The organism is Mycolicibacterium sp. ND9-15 (assembly GCF_035918395.1).
In the GTDB taxonomy this organism is placed as follows: Bacteria; Actinomycetota; Actinomycetes; order Mycobacteriales; family Mycobacteriaceae; genus Mycobacterium.
Window position 1 is genome coordinate 4,402,747 of the sequence record NZ_CP142362.1, and the last position, 22,971, is coordinate 4,425,717.

The following is a 22,971-nucleotide window of genomic DNA, read 5'->3' on the forward strand; positions in this document are numbered from 1 at the left end:
ATGGAACTCGGGGACCGGACCCTTCCGCTGACGCGGGGACAGTTCGACATCTGGCTTGCGCAGAAAACGGGCAGCTTCGGCGCGGAATGGCAGCTGGGCGAGCTCTTGCGGGCCGAGGGAGCAGTAGACGCCGCGTTGCTCGACTGGTCGATCGTTCAAGCGGTGCGCGAGGCCGAGCCACTGAGAGCCGCCTTCTTCGAGGTGGATGGCCAGGTCTTCCAAAAGCTGATCGATTACCCGTGTGTCGAGCTGGCTCGCTTTGATCTCCTCGACTCGAAGCGCCCCGCCCAGGACGCCTATCGGCTGGCGTCATCGATCCAACGCACGTTGATGCCGCTTAGTGGCCCACTGTTCAAATTTGCGTTGTTCCAGACCAGGGTGGATGAATTCTATTTCTTCGCGTGCTGCCATCACATCGTCACAGACGGAATCGGCCTCACCCTGGTTTGTCACCGCATTGCGGAAATCTACTCTGCAGTCGCTGTGGGCGAGCCCGTTCCGCCGGCTTTCTTCGGCTCGCTGAGTGATCTCATTGAATGCGAGTCAGCATACGAAGCGTCCACCGATTATCTCGACGATCACGCGTATTGGGCGAACAATTTGCCATCGGAAAGCGAATCGCGTTATCGGTTGGCGCCGCGGAAAGACGACCGTTGTGAGAAAGTGTCCTCCGCGCCGATCCAATTGAACCCCAGCGCTATTCGCCGGGTTCGGGCGCTGTCCCAGAATCTGGGAGTGCGCCAAACGTCAGTGATCACCGCGGCGTGCGCGCTTTTGGCCCGTGCTTTCGACACTGAAAGTCCTGACGTCGTTCTCGATTTTCCGGTGAGCCGGCGGGTGCGTGCAGAGATGCAGTCGATGCCGGGAATGATTTCCGGATTCGTGCCGCTGGTGTTGAAAACTTCGCCCAGATCCACAGTTGCGGAGTTTTGTCGGCATGTCGACACGAAAATGCGAGAGGCGCTAAAGCATCAGCGATTCCCAGTCCACACCATTGACCACAGTGCGGGTCTGCGCGGCTCGGGGCAGGCATCGAATCGAGTAGTGGTCAACTTCATTCCGTTTACTCATACAGCGGAGCTTGCCGGTGCTCCGACGACGGGAACCCTGACCCATGCTGGGCCCATCGAATTCGGGCTGGTGTTTTTCCCAGACGGTGATCAGCTTTTTCTCAGCACGGTCGGCTCTGGCCAGTTCTTCTCGAACTGCGATGTCCGCGATCTGGTGCGGCGGTTGGAGCGGGTGTTGGTGGTGATGACGGCTGAGCCTGCGCGGCGGTTGTCGTCGGTGGATTTGCTCGATGAGGCGGAGCGTGTCGGTCTGGATGGGTTCGGTAACCGGGCGGGGTTGGCTGTGCCGGTGCCGGGGGTGTCGATTCCGGAGTTGTTCGGTGTGTGGGTGGAGCGGGTTCCGGATGCGGTGGCGGTGTCGGGTGCGGGTCGGGTGATGACGTATCGGGAGCTCGATGAGGCGTCTAATCGGTTGGCGCACTTGCTGATTGATCGTGGCGTGGGTGTGGGTGGGTTGGTGGCGCTGTTGGTGGGGCGGTCGGCTGAGGCGGTTGTGGCGATGCTGGGGGTGCTCAAGGCGGGGGCGGCTTATCTGCCGATCGATGCGGGGCTGCCGGGGGCGCGTATCGAGTTCATGATCGCTGATGCCGCACCGGTGTTGGTGCTGACGACCGCTGATTTGGCGGGGCGGGTGGCCGGGTTGGATGTGGCCGTCATCGACGTCGGCGATTCGCGGATCGGGGCCTGTGCGCAGAAGGGGTTGCCCGCCCCGGGTGCTGATGACATCGCTTATCTGATTTACACCTCGGGCACGACGGGGGTGCCCAAGGGGGTGGCGCTCACTCATCGCAACGTGACGCAGTTGTTGGGGTCGTTGGATGCCGGGTTGCCGGCGGCGGGGGTGTGGGCGCTGTGTCATTCGTTGGCGTTTGACGTCTCGGTGTGGGAGATCTTCGCTGCGTTGCTGCGCGGTGGGCGGCTGGTGGTGGTCTCAGAAGCGGTGACCGGTTCGCCGCAGGAGTTGCATGAGGTGCTGGTGGGTGAAGGGGTCACTGTGTTGACTCAGACGCCTTCGGCGCTGGGGTTGCTTTGGCCGCAGGGGTTGGAGTCGGCGGCGTTGGTGATGGCGGGGGAGCCCTGTCCGGTCGAGGTGGTGGATCGGTGGGCGCCGGGGCGGGTGATGGTCAACGCGTACGGGCCGACCGAGACCACGATGTGTGTGGCGATCAGTGCGCCGTTGACCGCGGGGGCCGCGGTGGTGCCGATCGGGGTGCCGGTGGCCGGGGCGGTGTTGTTGGTCCTTGATGGGTGGTTGCGTCTGGTGCCGGCCGGGGTGGTGGGGGAGTTGTATGTGGCCGGTTCCGGGGTGGGGGTGGGATATGTGCACCGCCCCGGGTTGACGGGGTCGCGGTTTGTGGCCTGTCCGTTTGGCGGCGCGGGCGCGCCTGGTCAGCGGATGTATCGCACCGGGGATTTGGTGCGCTGGGGCGCCGATGGGCAGTTGCAGTATCTGGGTCGCGCTGATGAGCAGGTCAAGATCCGCGGGTATCGCATCGAGTTGGGTGAGGTGGCGGCCGCGTTGGCCGGGTTGGACGGGGTCGAGCAGGCGGTGGTGATCGCGCGTGAGGACCGTCCCGGTGACAAGCGCCTGGTCGGTTACCTCACCGGTACCGCCGAGCCGGCCCAGATACGCGCCGCTTTGGCCGAGCGGCTGCCGGGCTACCTGGTCCCGGCCGCGGTGGTGGTGCTCGAGGCGCTGCCGCTGACCCCCAACGGCAAACTCGACACCCACGCCCTGCCACCACCGGAGACCCAGGGCGCTGACGGTTACCGCGCCCCGGAGACCGCGGTCGAGGAGATCCTCGCGACCATCTACGCCGACGTCCTGGGACTCGAGTGCGTCGGTGTCGACGACTCGTTTTTCGACCTGGGTGGGGACTCGCTGCTGGCGATGCGACTATTCGCGGCGATCAACGTTTCGCTGGACGCCGATCTCTCGGTACCCGCCGTGTTCGAGGCGCCCACGGTCGCCCAGTTGGCGCGTCGCATCGGTTCGGGTTCACGTCGGCTTCAGCCCTTGATACCAGTGGAACGTCCTGCGGTGGTGCCGTTGTCGTTCGCTCAGCAGCGGTTGTGGTTCATCGACCAGCTGCAGGGACCGTCGCCGGTCTACAACATGGCAGCCGCGTTGCGGCTGGGCGGATGCCTTGATCTCGAGGAACTGCGCGCGGCGCTTGCTGATGTGGTGGAGCGCCATGAGAGCCTGCGTACGCTGTTCGTCGCGCCCGACGGGATTCCCCAGCAGCTGGTCGTGTCGCCCGAGCGGGCCGACTTCGGTTGGGACGTCGTCGACACCAAGGGCTGGCCGCAAGATCGGCTGGATGAGGCGATCGGCGCGGCCGCGCGTCACAGTTTCGACCTGGCATCTGAAATCCCGATCCGGGCAACACTTTTCCGGCTCAGCCATGACGACCATGTGCTGGTCGCCGTCATGCACCATATCGCTGCCGACGGCTGGTCGATCGCCCCGCTGATCAGGGATCTGGGCGTGGCCTATGCCAGCCGGTGCGCCGGGCGCGCCCCCGATTGGGCGCCGCTGGCAGTGCAGTACGTCGACTACACGCTGTGGCAGCGCGAACTGCTGGGCGATCTCGACGACAGCGACAGCCCCATCGCCGCGCAGCTGGCCTACTGGGAGCAGGCGTTGGCCGGGCTGCCCGAGCGGCTGGCGCTGCCCACCGACCGGCCCTATCCTTCGGTGGCCGGCCACCGCGGCGCCAGCGTGGCCGTGGACTGGCCGGCTGAATTGCAGCAGCAGGTGGCGCGGGTTGCCCGTGAGCACAACGCGACCAGTTTCATGGTGGTGCAGACCGCCTTGGCGATACTGCTGGCCAAGCTCAGCTCCAGCACCGAGGTGGCCGTCGGGTTCCCGATCGCCGGGCGGCGCGACCCCGCGCTCGACGACTTGGTGGGCTTCTTCATCAACACCTTGGTGTTACGTGTCGATCTGGCCGCAAACCCCACCGGCGCCGAACTATTGAGCCAGGTGCGCCACCGCAGCCTGGCCGCCTACGAGCACCAAGACGTGCCGTTCGAGGTGCTGGTGGAGCGGCTCAACCCGGTCAGGTCGTTGGCTCATCATCCCCTCGTTCAGGTGATGGTCGGATGGCAGTTCGCCGCGAACAGCGATCCCGCCGCGCAACTGGTGTTGGAGGATCTCGAGGTCACCTCGCTTCCCGTGGAAACCCGAACCGCCCGAATGGATTTGGTGTTCTCGCTGGCCGAGCGATTCACCGAGGCCGGTCAGCCGGCGGGGATCGGCGGCACGGTGGAGTATCGCACCGACGTGTTCGACGCCGCCAGCATCGAAATGCTGATCGGGCGGCTGGAGCGGGTGTTGGCGGCGATGACCGCCGACCCGACCGACCGCCTCTCATCAATCGATGTGCTGGACGCACCCGAGCACGCCCGGTTGGATGACGTCGGCAACCGCGCGGTGCTGACCCGACCCGTCACGCCGGTGTCGATTCCGGTGGTGTTCGCCGAACAGGTGGCCCGCACCCCCGCGGCGGTTGCGGTGACGTTCGAGGGGCACTCGATGACCTACCTCCAGTTGGACGAGGCGTCTAATCGGTTGGCCCATCTGTTGGCCGACCACGGGGCAGGACCGGGACAGTGTGTGGCGCTGCTGTTTTCGCGTTCGGCCGAGGCGATCGTAGCGATACTGGCGATCCTCAAGACCGGGGCGGCATATCTGCCGATCGATCCGGCGCTACCCGATGCCCGCATCGAGTTCATGATCGCCGATTCCGCGCCGATCACCGCGGTCACCACGGCCGGCCTGCGCGCGAGATTGGCCGACTGCACGTTGTCGGTGATCGAGATGAACGACCCCCGCATATCCGCTCAACCCGGTACCCCCATACCGAGTACGGCCGCCCCAGATGACCTCGCGCACATCATCTACACGTCGGGCACAACCGGTGTCCCCAAGGGGGTGACCGTCACCCATCACAATGTCACCCAGATGTTCGACATGCTCGACATCGGCGTGGCTCTGGCCCCCGACCAGGTATGGACGCAGTTTCACTCCTACGCCTTCGACTTTTCAGCGTGGGAGATCTGGGGTGCGCTGTTGTTCGGCGGCCGGCTGGTGGTGGTGCCCGACTCGGTGGCGCGCTCACCGGAGGACTTTCACGCGTTGGTGGTCAACGAACACGTCACCGTCTTGACCCAGACCCCCTCGGCGGTAGGGGTGCTTTCTCCTGAGGGTCTGGACTCGGCGGCGTTGGTGATCGGTGCTGAGCCCTGCCCAGCCGAACTGGTGGATCGGTGGGCACCAAAGCGGGTGATGGTCAACGTCTACGGCCCCACCGAAACGACGATGTGGCTGTCCAAGAGCGCGCCGCTGGCGGCGGGTTCTGGGTCGCCGCCGATCGGCTCGCCGATTGCGTGGGCGGCGTTCTTTGTACTCGATGCGTGGTTGCGCCCGGTACCGGTCGGGGTGGTCGGTGAGTTGTATCTGGCCGGTGCCGGGGTGGCCGTTGGGTATGTGCGCCGAGCCGGGCTGACCGCATCGCGATTCACGGCCTGCCCGTTCGGTGGGCCGGGCACCCGCATGTATCGCACCGGGGATCTTGTGCGTTGGGGGGCCGACAGTCAGCTGCGGTATCTGGGGCGCGCCGATGAGCAGGTCAAGATCCGCGGCTACCGCATCGAACTCGGCGAAGTGCAGGCCGCGATGGCCGGATTGGACGGTGTCGAGCAGGCAGCGGTGATCGCCCGCGAGGACCGCCGTGGCGACAAGCGCCTCGTCGGTTACATCACCGGAAGTGCGAACCCGGCCGAGATGCGCGCGCTACTTGGCGAGCGGCTACCGGCATACATGATCCCCGCGGCTGTGATGCTGCTGGAAGCGCTGCCGCTCACCCCCAACGGCAAACTCGACAAACGCGCCCTGCCGGCGCCGAGATACACCGCCGGCGCGTACCGGGCCCCGGTCACCGCCATCGAGAAGACCCTCGCCGGCATCTACGCAGACGTCTTGGGACTCGAACGCGTCGGCGTCGACGAGTCGTTCTTCGATCTGGGTGGCGACAGCATCCTGTCGATGCAGGTGGTCGCCAGGGCCAGGATGTCCGGACTGGCATGTAGGCCTCGCGACGTTTTCGTCGAGCAGACCGTCGCCCGGCTCGCGCGGGTGGCGGTGGCCGCCGACACCGACAGCGGCGACCTCGACGAGGGCATCGGGCCGGTGATCGCGACACCGATCATGCGCTGGCTGGCCACCGTGAACGGCCCGGTGGAACAGCTCAATCAGACCATCGCGGTCTCGGCGCCCACGCGGGTGACAGAGGCCGACGTGGTGGTGGTGCTGCAGGCACTGCTGGATCGGCACGCCATGTTGCGGCTGCGGGTTGACGACGGTCCCGACGGTTGGTCGTTGACGGCGCCCGAGGTAGGCGCGGCGGATGCGGCGTGCTGCCTGGAGGTGGTCGACGAGCTGTCCGATGAGGTGCTGGTGACCGCGCGGTCGCGGTTGAACCCGGCCGCGGGGTCGATGCTGCGCGCGCTGTGGGTGACATCGACGAACCAGCTGGTGCTGATCATCCACCACCTCGCAATCGACGGGGTGTCATGGCGAATCCTGTTGGAGGACATCAACATCGCCTGGGCCCAGCACCGGGCCGGCCAGCCGGTCACGCTGCCGGCGACGGGGACGTCGTTCGCCCGCTGGTCCTCGCTGCTAGCTCAGCACGCACACCGCCGGGAGGTGGTGAAGCAGGCAGACGCGTGGAAGCAGGTGGCGGCGGCACCGGCGCTGTTGGGGCCGGTGCGGCCGGAGCGGGATACCTATGCCAGTGCCGGGCAGTTGTCGGTCACGCTGGACAGCGAACTCACCTCCATGCTGCTGGGAGAGGTGCCCGGGGCGTTTCACGCAGGGATACAAGAAATCTTGTTGATCGCGTTCGGGTTGGCGTGGGCGCAGTTCGTGGGCAATGGCTCGGTGCCCGTCGGTATCGACGTGGAGGGCCACGGGCGCCACGAGGAGATTGCCTCCGATGTCGATCTGTCCCGCACGGTGGGTTGGTTCACCACCAAGTACCCGGTGGCTTTGAGGGTCGGGAAACTGTCCTGGCCGCAGGTCGTCACCGGCGACGCGGCCCTGGGGGCGGTGATCAAAGCCGCCAAGGAGCAACTACGCGCCCTGCCCGATCCTCTGACCTACGGTCTGCTGCGCTATCTGAACCCCGACGTGGAGCTGCCCGCATCAGACCCGCCGATCGGATTCAACTACCTAGGGCGGCTGGGTGCCCCACCGCAGACTGCCTCCGCTGATGACATGTGGCGGATCGGCTCGGACGGGGTGTCGCTGACCAGCGCCGCGTCGGCGGTGCCCACGCCGTTGGCGCACACACTGGAACTCAACGCGGGCACCGTAGACAGCGAGGTCGGCCCGCGACTGCAAGCCACTTGGACGTGGGCGCGCTCCGGGATCAGCGGCGACGAGATCGGCCGGCTCAGTGGATTGTGGTTCGAGGCGCTGGCCGGAATCTGCGCGCATGTACGCAGTGGCGGGGGCGGGCTGACGCCGTCGGACATCGCCCCGGCCCGGCTGAGCCAGCGCCAGATCGACGAGCTCCACCAGCGCTACGAGATCGCCGACATCTTGCCGTTGACCCCCCTTCAGCGGGGTCTGCTCTTTCATGCCAGCGCCCCGCAGTGCGACGACGACGTATACGCGGTGCAGCTGGATATCGCCTTGTGCGGCATGGTGGACCGGAATCGGCTGCGTGATGCGGTGCGCGCGGTGGTTGACCGGCACCCCAACCTGACGGCGCGATTCTGCGGGCAGTTCGACGACCCGGTGCAGATCATCCCGGCTGATCCGGTAGCGGCGTGGCACTGCGTCGACCTCGATCCCGGCGTCGCTGCCGACGAGCAGATCCAGCGGGTGTGCGCCCACGAGCGGGCCGCAGTGTGCGACCTGGGCGACGAGCCGGCCTTTCGGGTCGCGTTGATCTGCATCGCTGAAGACCGGCATCGGTTGGTGCTGACCAGTCACCACATCGTGGTGGACGGCTGGTCGATGCCGATCCTGGTGACCGAGATATTCGCCAGCTATCGGGGTCAGCCTCTGCCCGCTGCCGTTCCGTATCGCAGGTTCGTCAGCTGGTTGGCCGATCGCGATCTCGAGGCCGCCCACTCCGCGTGGTGCGAGGTGCTGGCCGGCTTCGACACCCCGACACTGGTGGCTCCGCCGAATGCGCAGCCGGGACCGCGAGCAGTGCTCTGGTCACGGGTGCCAGAACCGATCACCCGCGCCGTCGGCGAGCTGGCCCGCTCGTCTCACACCACTGTCAATACCGTGTTGCAGTGCGCCTATGCGCAGTTGCTGATGTGGTCGACCGGCCGCCACGATGTCGCGTTCGGCACCGTGGTCTCGGGGCGGCCGGCCGAGGTCGGCGGCGCGGACTCGATGGTGGGCTTGCTCATCAACACGGTGCCAGTACGGGCGCGGATCACCGCGGCAACCACCACCGCAGACCTGCTCGAGCAGATGCAGCGCTCCCACAACGACACCCTCGACCACCAGCACCTGGCGCTCAGCGAGATCCATCGCCTCACCGGTCATGAACTGCTCTTCGACACACTGTTCGGCTACGAGAACTACCCGATCGACACTGCCGCGTTGTCGGGCGGGCACGAATTGGCCGTCACCGGCTTCACGGCGACCGAGCGCAACCACTACCCACTGACGATCCAGGTCCAGCCGGGCGCTGAGTTGGGCCTTCGCGTCGAATTCGGCACCGACGTCTTCGATCCCGCGAACATCGAGGCGATGGTCGCGCGGTTGGAGCGGGTGTTGGTGGTGATGACGGCTGAGCCTGCGCGGCGGTTGTCGTCGGTGGATTTGCTCGATGAGGCGGAGCGTGTCGGTCTGGATGGGTTCGGTAACCGGGCGGGGTTGGCTGTGCCGGTGCCGGGGGTGTCGATTCCGGAGTTGTTCGGTGTGTGGGTGGAGCGGGTTCCGGATGCGGTGGCGGTGTCGGGTGCGGGTCGGGTGATGACGTATCGGGAGCTCGATGAGGCGTCTAATCGGTTGGCGCACTTGCTGATTGATCGTGGCGTGGGTGTGGGTGGGTTGGTGGCGCTGTTGGTGGGGCGGTCGGCTGAGGCGGTTGTGGCGATGCTGGGGGTGCTCAAGGCGGGGGCGGCTTATCTGCCGATCGATGCGGGGCTGCCGGGGGCGCGTATCGAGTTCATGATCGCTGATGCCGCACCGGTGTTGGTGCTGACGACCGCTGATTTGGCGGGGCGGGTGGCCGGGTTGGATGTGGCCGTCATCGACGTCGGCGATTCGCGGATCGGGGCCTGTGCGCAGAAGGGGTTGCCCGCCCCGGGTGCTGATGACATCGCTTATCTGATTTACACCTCGGGCACGACGGGGGTGCCCAAGGGGGTGGCGCTCACTCATCGCAACGTGACGCAGTTGTTGGGGTCGTTGGATGCCGGGTTGCCGGCGGCGGGGGTGTGGGCGCTGTGTCATTCGTTGGCGTTTGACGTCTCGGTGTGGGAGATCTTCGCTGCGTTGCTGCGCGGTGGGCGGCTGGTGGTGGTCTCAGAAGCGGTGACCGGTTCGCCGCAGGAGTTGCATGAGGTGCTGGTGGGTGAAGGGGTCACTGTGTTGACTCAGACGCCTTCGGCGCTGGGGTTGCTTTGGCCGCAGGGGTTGGAGTCGGCGGCGTTGGTGATGGCGGGGGAGCCCTGTCCGGTCGAGGTGGTGGATCGGTGGGCGCCGGGGCGGGTGATGGTCAACGCGTACGGGCCGACCGAGACCACGATGTGTGTGGCGATCAGTGCGCCGTTGACCGCGGGGGCCGCGGTGGTGCCGATCGGGGTGCCGGTGGCCGGGGCGGTGTTGTTGGTCCTTGATGGGTGGTTGCGTCTGGTGCCGGCCGGGGTGGTGGGGGAGTTGTATGTGGCCGGTTCCGGGGTGGGGGTGGGATATGTGCACCGCCCCGGGTTGACGGGGTCGCGGTTTGTGGCCTGTCCGTTTGGCGGCGCGGGCGCGCCTGGTCAGCGGATGTATCGCACCGGGGATTTGGTGCGCTGGGGCGCCGATGGGCAGTTGCAGTATCTGGGTCGCGCTGATGAGCAGGTCAAGATCCGCGGGTATCGCATCGAGTTGGGTGAGGTGGCGGCCGCGTTGGCCGGGTTGGACGGGGTCGAGCAGGCGGTGGTGATCGCGCGTGAGGACCGTCCCGGTGACAAGCGCCTGGTCGGTTACCTCACCGGTACCGCCGAGCCGGCCCAGATACGCGCCGCTTTGGCCGAGCGGCTGCCGGGCTACCTGGTCCCGGCCGCGGTGGTGGTGCTCGAGGCGCTGCCGCTGACCCCCAACGGCAAACTCGACACCCACGCCCTGCCACCACCCGAATACACCCGCACCAACGGTGCATATCGCGCCCCCGGCAGCGCGATCGAAGAAATCCTGGCGACCACCTACGCCCGAGTGCTGGGACTCGGACGCGTCGGCGTCGACGACTCGTTCTTCGAGCTCGGCGGCGACAGCATCTCGGCGATGCGCCTGATCGCGGCGATCAACGTTTCACTGAACTCCGATCTCTCGGTGCGCGCCGTGTTCGAGGCGCCCACAGTCGCCCAGTTGGCGCCGCGTGTCGGTGCGGGTTCGGGTGCGCGCAAACAGCTGGCGGCGGTGGAGCGTCCTGCGGTGGTGCCGTTGTCGTTCGCTCAGCAGCGGTTGTGGTTCATCGACCAGCTGCAGGGACCGTCGCCGGTCTACAACATGCCGGTGGCGTTGCGGTTAAGTGGTGGGCTCGATGTTGAGGCGTTGGGTGCGGCGCTGGCTGATGTGGTGGAGCGCCATGAGAGCCTGCGTACGCTGTTCGTTGCGCCCGACGGGATTCCCCAGCAGCTGGTCGTGTCGCCCGAGCGGGCCGACTTCGGTTGGGACGTCGTCGACACCAAGGGCTGGCCGCAAGATCGGCTGGATGAGGCGATCGGCGCGGCCGCGCGTCACAGTTTCGACCTGGCATCTGAAATCCCGATCCGGGCAACGCTTTTCCGGCTCGCGGAGAACGACCATGTGTTGGCGGCGGTGGTGCACCACATCGCAGCCGACGGCTGGTCGATCGCCCCGCTGATCAGGGATCTGGGCGTGGCCTATGCCAGCCGGTGCGCCGGGCGCGCCCCCGATTGGGCGCCGCTGGCAGTGCAGTACGTCGATTACACGCTGTGGCAGCGCGAACTGCTGGGCGATCTTGACGACAGCGACAGCCCCATCGCCGCGCAGCTGGCCTACTGGGAGCAGGCGTTGGCCGGGCTGCCCGAGCGGGTGGCGCTGCCCACCGACCGGCCTTATCCGCCGGTGGCCGGCCACCGCGGCGCCAGCGTGGCCGTGGACTGGCCGGCTGAATTGCAGCAGCAGGTGGCGCGGGTTGCCCGTGAGCACAACGCGACCAGTTTCATGGTGGTGCAGACCGCCTTGGCGATGCTGCTGGCCAAGCTCAGCTCCAGCACCGAGGTGGCCGTCGGGTTCCCGATCGCCGGGCGGCGCGACCCCGCGCTCGACGACTTGGTGGGCTTCTTCATCAACACCTTGGTGTTACGTGTCGATCTGGCCGCAAACCCCACCGGCGCCGAACTATTGAGCCAGGTGCGCCACCGCAGCCTGGCCGCCTACGAGCACCAAGACGTGCCGTTCGAGGTGCTGGTGGAGCGGCTCAACCCGACCCGGCTCCTAGCCCATCACCCGCTGGTGCAGGTGGTGTTGGCCTGGCAGAACCGGCAGGACAACGACGCTGCCGCCGGGCTGCCTTTGGGTGATGTGCAGGCGACCCCGTTGCCCGTGGAAACCCGAACCGCCCGAATGGATTTGGTGTTCTCGCTGGCCGAGCGATTCACCGAGGCCGGTCAGCCGGCGGGGATCGGCGGCACGGTGGAGTATCGCACCGACGTGTTCGACGCCGCCAGCATCGAAATGCTGATCGGGCGGCTGGAGCGGGTGTTGGCGGCGATGACCGCCGACCCGACCGACCGCCTCTCATCAATCGATGTGCTGGACGCACCCGAGCACGCCCGGTTGGATGACGTCGGCAACCGCGCGGTGCTGACCCGACCCGTCACGCCGGTGTCGATTCCGGTGGTGTTCGCCGAACAGGTGGCCCGCACCCCCGCGGCGGTTGCGGTGACGTTCGAGGGGCACTCGATGACCTACCTCCAGTTGGACGAGGCGTCTAATCGGTTGGCCCATCTGTTGGCCGACCACGGGGCAGGACCGGGACAGTGTGTGGCGCTGCTGTTTTCGCGTTCGGCCGAGGCGATCGTAGCGATACTGGCGATCCTCAAGACCGGGGCGGCATATCTGCCGATCGATCCGGCGCTACCCGATGCCCGCATCGAGTTCATGATCGCCGATTCCGCGCCGATCACCGCGATCACCACGGCCGGGCAAGCCGGGCGGCTGGCCGGGTGGGATCTGGCGGTTGTCGATGTCGACGATCCCCGCATCGGCGCCCAGCCCGACACCGCGCTGCCGGCGCCGGCGCCGGAGGATATCGCTTACCTGATTTACACCTCGGGCACCACCGGTGTGCCCAAGGGAGTGGCGGTGACTCACCACAACGTGACCCAGCTGCTGGCGTCGCCGGATCCGGGCTTGGCAGCGTTCGGGCAGGTGTGGGCACAGTGGCATTCCTTGGCTTTCGACGCCTCGGTTGAAGAGATCTTCGGCGCGCTGTTGGGTGGGGGGCGCCTGGTGGTGGTGCCTGAGTCGGTGGCGGGCTCTCCGCAGGATTTCCACGCGCTGCTGGTCCGCGAACGAGTCAGCTTCATGAGTCAAACCCCGTCTGCGGCGGCAATGCTCCCGCACGAAGGGTTGGAGTCGGTGGCGCTGCTGGTGGCCGGCGAGGTCTGCCCGGGTGAGGTGGTGGATCGGTGGGCGCCGGGGCGGGTGATGATCAACGGTTACGGCCCCACCGAGACGACGATATGTGCGTCCAGGACCGGGCCGCTGGCAGCGGGGTCGGGAGCGGCACCGATCGGTGCGCCGGTGCCGGGGGCGGCGTTGTTTGTGCTGGACGGCTGGTTGCGCTCGGTGCCGGCAGGTGTGGTCGGTGAGTTGTATGTGGCCGGTGCCGGTGTGGGCGTTGGGTATCGGGGACGTGCCGGGTTGACGGGATCGCGGTTTGTGGCCTGCCCGTTCGCAGGCGCGGGAGCGCCCGGACAGAGGATGTATCGCACCGGGGATCTGGTGCGTTGGGGGGCCGACGGTCAGCTGCGGTATCTGGGGCGTGCCGATGAGCAGGTCAAGATCCGCGGCTACCGCATCGAACTCGGCGAAATCCAGGCCGCACTGGCCGGATTGGACGGTGTCGAGCAAGCAGCGGTGATCGCCCGCGAGGACCGCCCCGGTGATAGGCGCCTGGTGGGCTACCTCACCGGCACCGCAGATCCGGCCCGGACACGCGCGCAGCTGGCTGAGCGGCTGCCGGCTTACATGGTTCCGGCCACGGTGGTGGCGATCGACGCGCTACCGCTGACGGTCAACGGCAAGCTGGACACCCGCGCTCTGCCGGCACCCGAATACGCCGGCACCAGCGGCGAATACCGCGCCCCGGCCGGCGCGATCGAGGAGATCCTGGCCGATATCTATGCGCAGGTGCTCGGTCTGGAGCAGGTCGGGGTCGACGACTCATTCTTCGACCTTGGCGGAGACAGCATCCTGTCCATGCAAGTAGTGGCTCGCGCCCGCGCAGCCGGGGTGCAATGTCGGCCGCGCGACATCTTCGTCGAGCAGACCGTCGCCCGACTCGCGCGAGTGGCGGTGGTGGCGCAGGGTGCGGTCGCGACCGATGAAGGTGTCGGGCCGGTGGCGACGACACCGATCATGCATTGGCTGGCAAGCGTTGACGGGCCGGTCGACGAGTTCAACCAGACGATGGTGGTGTCGGCGCCGGCCGGGGCGACCGACGCCGACGTGGTGGTGGTGCTGCAGGCCGTGCTGGATCGGCACGCCATGCTGCGGTTGCGTGTCGACGACGACGGTGCCGGCGGATGGTCCTTGCAGGTGCCCGAGGCTGGTTCGGTCGACGCGCGCGAATGCCTGCACGCGGTGGAGGTGCTCTCCGAAGAGGCGGTGGTGACCGCGCGGTCGCGGTTGAACCCGGCCGCGGGCTCGATGCTGCGTGCCTTGTGGGTGACGTCCACGAACCAGCTGGTACTGATCATCCACCACCTCGCAATCGACGGAGTGTCATGGCGAATCCTGTTGGAGGACATCAACATCGCCTGGACTCAGCACCGAGCCGGCCAACCCGTGACACTGCCGCTGGCGGGGACGTCGTTTGCCCGGTGGGCGTCGCTACTGGCAGAACATGCGCATGCCGCGGCGGTGGTGGAGCAGGCCGATGCCTGGAAGCAGGTGGCGGCGGCCCCAGCGGTGGTGCAGGCGGTTCGGCCCGAGCGCGATACCTACGCCAATGCGGGCCAGTTGTCGGTGTCGCTGGATGTCGAGACCACCCGGGTGCTGTTGGGCGAAGTGCCGGCCGCATTCCGCGCAGGCATCCACGAGATCTTGTTGATCGCCTTCGCGCTGGCGTGGTCGGAGTTCCTGGGCAACGGTGCGACACCGATCGGCGTCGATGTCGAAGGCCACGGCCGAGCCGAAGAACTGGCCGGCGACGTCGATCTGTCCCGCACGGTGGGGTGGTTCACCACCAAGTACCCGGTCTCGATCACCGTCGGTAAGTTGCGCTGGGCGCAGGTGATCGCGGGCGAGTCCGCGCTTGGAGCCTTGATCAAAAACGCCAAGGAACAGTTGCGCGCCTTGCCTGACCCCCTGACATACGGTCTGCTGCGCTACCTCAACGCCGAGGTCGACCTGCCCGAGTCGGATCCGTCGATCGGATTCAACTATCTGGGCCGGCTGGGCGCGGCCCCGGCCGTGGCACCCGAGGGCATCTGGTGGATGGACCCAGAGGGCCTGTCGGTCGCCGCCCCCGCCGCGGCGGCGGTGCCCATGCCCCTCGCGCACACCGTGGAGCTCAACGCCGCTACCGCGGACACCGACACGGGGCCGCAGTTGCACGCCAACTGGACCTGGGCGCCCTCGGCCCTAAGTCGCGCAGAGGTCAGTCGGCTCGGCCAGTTGTGGTTCGAGGCGCTGGCCGGCATCTGCGCGCACGTGCAAGGCGGCGGAGGCGGGCTGACGCCCTCCGATATCGCTGTCGCCCTCAGCCAACAGCAAATCGACGAACTCCAGCGGCAATATGCGGATCGCTGACGTTCTCCCGCTGACGCCCCTCCAGCAGGGGCTGCTCTTTCATGCCAGCACCGCGAACGCCGGCGGCGACGTGTACGCGGTGCAGCTCGATATCTCCGTGGCGGGTCCGCTCGACGCGCAACGGGTGCACAACGCGGTGGACGCGGTGATCAACCGTCATCCCCACCTGGCCGCCCGCTTCCATGGCGGGCTCGACCAGCCGGTGCAGATCATTCCGGCCGATCCCTCAATTCAGTGGCGGTACGTCGAACTGCAACCCGACGCGGACGTCGACGAGCAAACCCAGCGCGTCTGCGCCGACGAACGCACCGCGGTATGCGACCTGGGCGACCGACCGGCCTTCCGGGCCGCCTTGATCCGCACCGCGCCGAATTCGCATCGCTTTGTGCTGACGAGTCACCACATCGTGATGGACGGCTGGTCGATGCCGGTCCTGCTACGCGAAATCTTCGCTAGCTATTACGAGCAGCGGCTGCCTCCGCCCGCACCGTACCGCAGCTTCGTCACCTGGCTGGCCGGTCGCGATCACGCTGCCGCACACACTGCGTGGCGAGAGGCATTGGCAGGCTTCGATACTCCCACATTGGTGGCCCCGTCGGACCGGTTGGAGCCGGGGCGTCGAGGCGTTGGATCGTTTCGGGTTTCGGAAGAGATCACGAAGGCGCTTGGCGAGTTGGCGCGCTCGCGCCGCACCACCGTCAACGTCGTGTTACAGGCTGCGTTCGCGCAGGTGCTGATGTGGCTGACCGGCCACCACGATGTCGCGTTCGGCGCCGTCGTCTCGGCTCGGCCCGCCGAGGTGGTGGGCGCGGACTCGATGGTGGGGCTGTTGATCAACACGGTACCGGTGCGGGTGCGAATCACCGCCGCCACCACCGCCGTCGACCTGCTGGGCCAGCTGCAAGGCGCTCACAACGACCTGCTCGAGCATCAGCATCTGGCGCTCAGCGAGATCCACCGAATCACCGGACACCAGCGGCTGTTCGACACCCTCTTCGTGTACGAGAACTACCCGATCGATGCCGCTGCGGCGTTGGGCACCCACGAGTTGGCCGTGACCGGGTTCAACGCCCGCGAACACAACCACTATCCGCTGACGGTGCAAGCTCAACCGGGCCGCGAGATGGGCCTCCGCGTCGAATTCGACACCGACGTCTTCGATCCCGCGAACATCGAGGCGATCATTGCGCGGTTGACGCGCGTGCTGGCGGCGATGACCGCCGAGCCTGCCCGGCCGTTGTCGTCGATGGACTTGCTCGATGCGCCGGAGCGTGCCCGCCTGGATGAGATCGGTAACCGGGCGGCGTTGGCTCTGCCGGCGCCGGCGGTGTCGATTCCGGAGTTGTTCGCTGCGTGGGTGGCGCAGACACCGGATGCGGTGGCGCTGGTGTGCACGGGGTATTCGTGGACCTACCGGGAGGTTGACGAGGCGGCAAATCGTCTGGCGCACTTGCTGATTACGCATGGTGCGGGCAGCGGACAGTGTGTTGCGCTGCTGTTGGAGCGTTCGGCTGAGGCGGTTGTGGCGATGCTGGCGGTGCTCAAGACCGGGGCGACGTATCTGGCGATCGATCCGGCCCTCCCGGCGGCGCGCGTCGAGTTCATGCTCACCGACGCCGCGCCGGCAGCGGTGATCACCACGGCTGATTTGGGTGCGCGACTGGACGGGTTCGACGTGGTCGTCGTCGACGTCAACGACCCCCGGATCGACACCTATCCGGAGACGGGGTTGCCCGCGCCGAGCGCCGATGACATCGCCTACCTCATCTACACGTCGGGCACCACCGGGGCGCCCAAAGGTGTGGCGATCACCCAGCGCAACGTGACCCACCTGGCGGATTCAATGCCGAGACACCTACCGGCGCAACAGGTCTGGACACAGTGCCATTCGTATGCCTTCGACTTCTCGGTGTGGGAAATCTGGGCTGCGCTGCTCAGTGGGGGCCGGCTGGTGGTGGCGCCCGAATCGGTGACGGCCTCACCGAAGGACTTCCACGACCTATTGGTCGCCGAACGGGTCAGTGTGCTGACCCAGACGCCGTCGGCGGTGGGAACGCTGTCGCCCCAGGGGCTGGAGTCGACCGCGTTGCTGCTCGGCGGCGAGCCGTGCCCGGCCGACGTGGTGGATCGATGGGCATCCGGGCGAGTGCTGATCAACGCCTACGGCCCGACCGAAGTCACGGTGTACGCGGCGATCAGTGCGCCGCTGACACCAGGCCTGCGGGTGGTGCCGATCGGTGCGCCCGTGTCGACCGCGGCGTTGTTCGTGCTGGACGGATGGTTGCGACCAGTGCCGGCGGGGATGGTCGGTGAGTTGTACGTGGCCGGTCGCGGCGTGGGCGTGGGATATGTGCACCGCCCCGCGTTGACGGGATCGCGGTTTGTGGCCTGTCCGTTTGCCGGCGAGAAAGCGCCCGGACAGCGGATGTATCGCACCGGGGACCTGGTGCGCTGGGACACCGATGGGCAGCTGCAGTATCTGGGTCGCGCTGACGAGCAGGTCAAGATCCGCGGCTATCGCATCGAACTGGGTGAGGTGCAGGCGGCTCTCGCCGAAATGGGTGGGGTGGACCAGGCGGTGGTGATCGCCCGCGAGGACCGCCCCGGCGACAAGCGCCTGGTCGGCTATGTCACCGAGACCGCGACCGGGGCGGCAGACCCGGCTGGGATACGCGCGAAGCTGATCGAGCGGCTCCCGGCCTACATGGTCCCGACAGCGGTGGTGGTGTTGCCGGCACTGCCGCTGACGGTCAACGGCAAACTGGATATCCGTGCGCTCCCGGCACCGGAATACACCGCCGGTGAGTATCGCGCCCCGGCCGGTGCCGTGGAGGAGATCCTCGCCGGCATCTACGCTCAGGTCCTCGGAATCGAGCGCGTCGGGGTGGACGACTCGTTCTTCGATCTGGGTGGCGACAGTATCTTGTCGATGCGGCTGATCGCGGCCATCAATTCCGCATTGGACAGCGAACTCTCGGTGCGCACAGTGTTCGAGGCGCCCACGGTCGCTCAGTTGGCGCAGCGTGTCGCTGTCGGTTCGCGTCGGCTTGAGCCGTTGGTGGCGGTCGAGCGGCCCGCGGTGGTGCCGTTGTCGTATGCCCAACAGCGGTTGTGGTTCATCGACCAGTTGCAGGGGCCGTCGCCTGTGTACAACATGGCCACCGCGTTGCGGTTGACCGGCGGGCTGGACGTCGAGGCGTTGCATGCGGCGCTGGCCGACGTGGTGGGCCGTCATGAGACCCTGCGGACGTTGTACGTCGCGCCCGACGGGATACCGCAGCAACTGGTGATGCCGCCCGAACGTGCCGACCTCGGTTGGGAGGTCGTCGACGCCGGCGGGTGGTCCCCGGCCCGACTCGATGAGGCAATCGGCGTGGCGGTGCGTCACAGTTTCGACCTGACCACCGAAATGCCGTTGCGGACAATCCTTTTCCGGCTCACCGACGATGAGCACGTGCTGGTGGCCGTCGTGCACCACATCGCCGCAGATGGATCGTCGGTCACCCCGCTGATGGCCGATCTGAGCGCGGCGTATGCCAGTCGGTGTGCCGGACATGCTCCCGACTGGGCGCCGTTGCCGGTGCAGTATGTCGATTACACGTTGTGGCAGCGCACCCAATTGGGGGACTTGGGCGACAGTGGGAGCACCATCGCCGTTCAGCTGGCCTATTGGGAGCAGGCTCTGGCCGGAATGCCCGAACGGCTGCAGCTGCCCACCGATCGGCCTTATCCGACCAACGCCGATCAGCGCGGCGCCACCGTGGCCGTCGATTGGGCGGCGCAGCTGCAGCAGAGGGTGGCTCGGGTGGCCAGGCAGCACAATGCCACCAGCTTCATGGTGGTTCAGGCCGCCCTGTCGGTGCTGCTGTCGAAACTCACCGCCAGTTCTGATGTGGCGGTTGGTTTTCCGATCATCGGACGGCGCGATCCCGCGCTGGACAAGTTGATCGGATTCTTCGTGAACACCTTGGTGCTGCGGGTCGATCTGGGGGGCGATCCGGCGGTCGCTGAACTGTTGGGTCAGGTGCGTCACCGCAGTCTGGCTGCCTACGAGCACCAAGACGTGCCATTCGAAGTGCTTGTGGAGCGGCTCAACCCGACCCGGTCGCTCTCCCATCAGCCCCTGATTTCGGTGGTGTTGGCCTGGCAGGACTTCGGCGCGCAGCCCGCGGCGGGGGCGTTGAGCGATGTTCAGGTCACCCCGGTACCGGTGGACACCCGTTCCGCTCGAATGGATTTGACCTTTTCGCTGGGTGAGCGCTTCACCCCGGAAGGTGAGCCTGCCGGAATCGGCGGAGCGGTGGAGTATCGCACCGACGTGTTCGACGCGGCCAGCATCGAGGCGCTGATCGAGCGGTTGGCGCGGGTGTTGGACGCCATGACCGCCGATCCGGCGCGGCGGTTGTCGTCGATTGATCTGATCGACGCGGCCGAGCATGTCCGCCTGGACGAGATCGGCAACCGCGCCGTGCTGACCCAACCCGCCACACCGGTATCGATACCGGCGATGTTCACCGAACAGGCATCGCGCACCCCCGAGGCGGTCGCGATCAGCTGTGAAAACCGCTGCCTGACGTACCGCGAGCTGGACGAGGTCTCTAACCGGTTGGCGCATCTGCTGATTGGGCGAGGTGTCGGCGCGGGTCAATGTGTCGCGCTGGTGTTGGACCGCTCCGTCGAGGCGGTCGTGGCGATTCTCGCGGTTCTGAAGACTGGCGCGGCGTATCTGCCGATCGATTCGGTTCAGCCGGCGGCGCGGATACAGTTCGTCATCGGCGATGCCCGACCGCTCGTCGCGATCACCACCGCGGGGCTGGCCGAGCGGCTAAAGGATTGCGAGGTCTCGGTCCTCGATGTCGACGACCCAGGGATCAACAGCCAACCGAACACGGCGCTACCGCCGCCGGCTCCTGACGATCTGGCCCATATCATCTACACCTCGGGCACCACCGGTGTGCCCAAAGGCGTTGCCGTCACCCATCACAACGTCACGCGGCTGTTCGACGCCCTGGATGTCGGCGTGCCGTTGGCGCCGGGACAGGTGTGGACCCAGTTTCATTCCCTGGCTTTCGACTTCTCGGTGTGGGAGATGTGGGGCGCCTTGTTGTTCGGCGGGCGGCTGGTGGTGGTGCCCGATTCGGTGGCACGCTCACCGGAGGACTTCCAGGCCTTGCTGGCGACCGAGGAAGTCAGCGTGCTGAGCCAGACCCCCTCTGCGGTGGGGATGCTCTCAGCGTCGGAGGTGGATGCGTCGGCCTTGGTCATCGCTGCTGAGCCGTGTCCCGCCGAGGTGGTGGACCGGTGGGCACCGGGCCGGGTGATGATCAACGGGTACGGCCCCACGGAGACCACGGTGTACGCCACGTTCAGCGCACCGCTACAGCCGGGGTCGGGGCCGGTTCCGATCGGGAGGCCGGTGCCCGGGGCGGCACTCTTCGTGCTGGACCAATGGTTGCGTGCGGTACCGACCGGGGTGGTCGGTGAGTTGTATGTGGCCGGTCGCGGTGTGGGGTGCGGGTATTGGCGCCGGGCGGGGCTGACCGGTTCGCGGTTCGTGGCGTGCCCGTTCGCAGGTGCGCAAGCGCCGGGACAGCGGATGTATCGCACCGGCGATCTGGTGCGCTGGGGTCCCGATGAGCAGTTGCAGTACCTGGGCCGCGCCGACGAGCAGGTCAAGATCCGTGGCTACCGAATCGAACTCGGTGAGGTGCAGGCGGTGTTGGCCGGGCTGGCCGGGGTGGAGCAGGCCGCCGTCATCGCCCGCGAGGACCGCCCCGGCGACAAACGCCTCGTCGGCTACCTCACCGGGACGGCGGACCCGGCCGGTATTCGCGCGGCGATGGCCGAGCGGCTACCCGCCTACATGGTGCCAGCCGCGATCGTGGCGATCGAGGCACTGCCACTGACGGTCAACGGAAAACTCGACAAACGGGCCCTGCCCGCCCCCGAATACGTCGACCTGGATCGATACCGTGCACCCGGCAATGCGGTCGAGGAGATCTTGGCCGGCATCTATGCCCAGGTCCTCGGACTGGAGCGCGTCGGAGTCGACGACTCCTTCTTCGATCTGGGCGGTGACAGCATCTTGTCGATGCAGGTGGTGGCCCGCGCCCGCGCCGCCGGATTGCACTGTCGGCCGCGCGATGTCTTCGTCGAGCAGACCGTGGCCCGGCTCGCCGGCGTGGCCGCGGTGGGGGCCGGCGACGCCGGCGTGGTCGACGAGGGCATCGGCCCGGTCGTGGCGACCCCGATCATGCGCTGGCTGGCCAGTGTGGACGGCCCTATCGACGAGTTCAACCAAACGGTGGTGGTGTCGGCTCCGGCCGGGGTGTCTGACGCCGACGTGCTGGTGCTGCTGCAGGCCCTGCTGGATCGGCATGCCATGTTGCGGCTGCGGGCTGCGGGCGATGCCGCCGGCGACTGGTCGTTGACGGTGCCCGAAGCCGGTGCGGTGGATGCCGCGACGTGTCTGCAGACCGTCGACGTGTTGTCCGACGAGGCGCTGGTGGCCGCGCGCTCGCGGTTGAACCCGGCCGCAGGAGTGATGCTCAGCGCGTTGTGGGTAACCTCGGCGCGTGCGCTGGTATTGATCATCCACCACCTGGCCATCGACGGAGTGTCATGGCGAATTCTGTTGGAGGACTTGAACATCGCCTGGGCCCAGTACCGGGCCGGTCAGGCGGTGGCGCTGCCCGCAGGCGGCACGTCGTTCGCCCGGTGGGCGTCGCTGCTCACCGAGCATGCTCGTGCCGAAAAGGTGGTGGACCAAGCGGCGGCGTGGAAGCAGGTGGCGGCGGCACCGGCGGCGTTGCCGGCCATACGTCCCGACGCCGATACGTACGCCACCGCCGGTCAGTTGTCGGTGTCGCTGGACGCCGCGACCACCAGGCTGCTCCTGGGTGAGGTGACGGCGGCGTTTCATGCGGGCATCCAGGAGATCTTGTTGATCGGCTTGGGGTTGGCGTGGTCGGAGTTCGTAGGCAACGGGGTAGTGCCGATCGGCATCGACGTGGAAGGCCACGGGCGAGACGAGGAGTTGGCCCCAGGCGTCGACCTGTCGCGCACGGTGGGGTGGTTCACCGCCAAGTACCCGGTGTCGATGACCGTCGGCGGACTGCGCTGGGCGCAGGTCACCGACGGCGAGGCGGCGCTGGGGGCACTGGTCAAGGACGCCAAAGAGCAGTTGCGCGCCTTGCCCGACCCGCTGACCTACGGTCTGCTGCGCTATCTGAACCCCGACGTGGACCTGCCCGAGTCCGACCCGTCAATCGGATTCAACTATCTGGGGCGGCTCGGTGGCGCGGCCGGCGAAGCCTCCGGTGACCTTTGGCGGGTCGACCAGGACGACATGTCACTGGCCGCCGCCACGGCGGTGCCCATCCCCATGGCGCACACCGTAGAACTCAGCGCCGGCACCCTCGATGCCGAGGCCGGCCCGCAACTGCACGCGAATTGGACGTGGGCGCCCTCGGTGCTGGATCACACCCGAGTCAGTCGCCTGAGCCGGTTGTGGTTCGACGCGCTGGCCGGCATCTGCGCCCACGTGCGGCGGGGCGGTGGCGGCCTGACCCCGTCGGACATCACGCCTGCCCGTCTGAGTCAACACCAAATCGACTACCTTGCACGGCAATACGATCTCGCCGACATCTTGCC

Annotated in this window: 2 protein-coding genes (1 of these 2 only partly in view); both read left to right on the top strand. The window is 67.2% G+C overall.

The window, feature by feature from the left end:
* The gene (locus tag QGN32_RS20995) at positions 1-15,318 is read left to right on the top strand and encodes a non-ribosomal peptide synthetase (protein WP_442791741.1); all 15,318 of its coding nucleotides are present in this window, start codon (positions 1-3) and stop codon (positions 15,316-15,318) included.
* Positions 15,305-22,971 carry the 5' end (the start) of a non-ribosomal peptide synthetase gene (locus QGN32_RS21000; RefSeq protein ID WP_442791742.1) on the top strand. It continues 12,544 nt past the right edge of the window, so only the first 7,667 of its 20,211 coding nucleotides appear in the window; it begins with the start codon at positions 15,305-15,307; its stop codon lies off the right edge, out of view. Before QGN32_RS20995 ends, QGN32_RS21000 begins: the two co-directional genes overlap by 14 nt.

Excerpts from the sequence above, each read along its gene's own strand:
- QGN32_RS20995 (WP_442791741.1), top strand. The coding sequence starts at position 1 with ATGGAACTCGGGGACCGGACCCTTCCGCTGACGCGGGGACAGTTCGAC.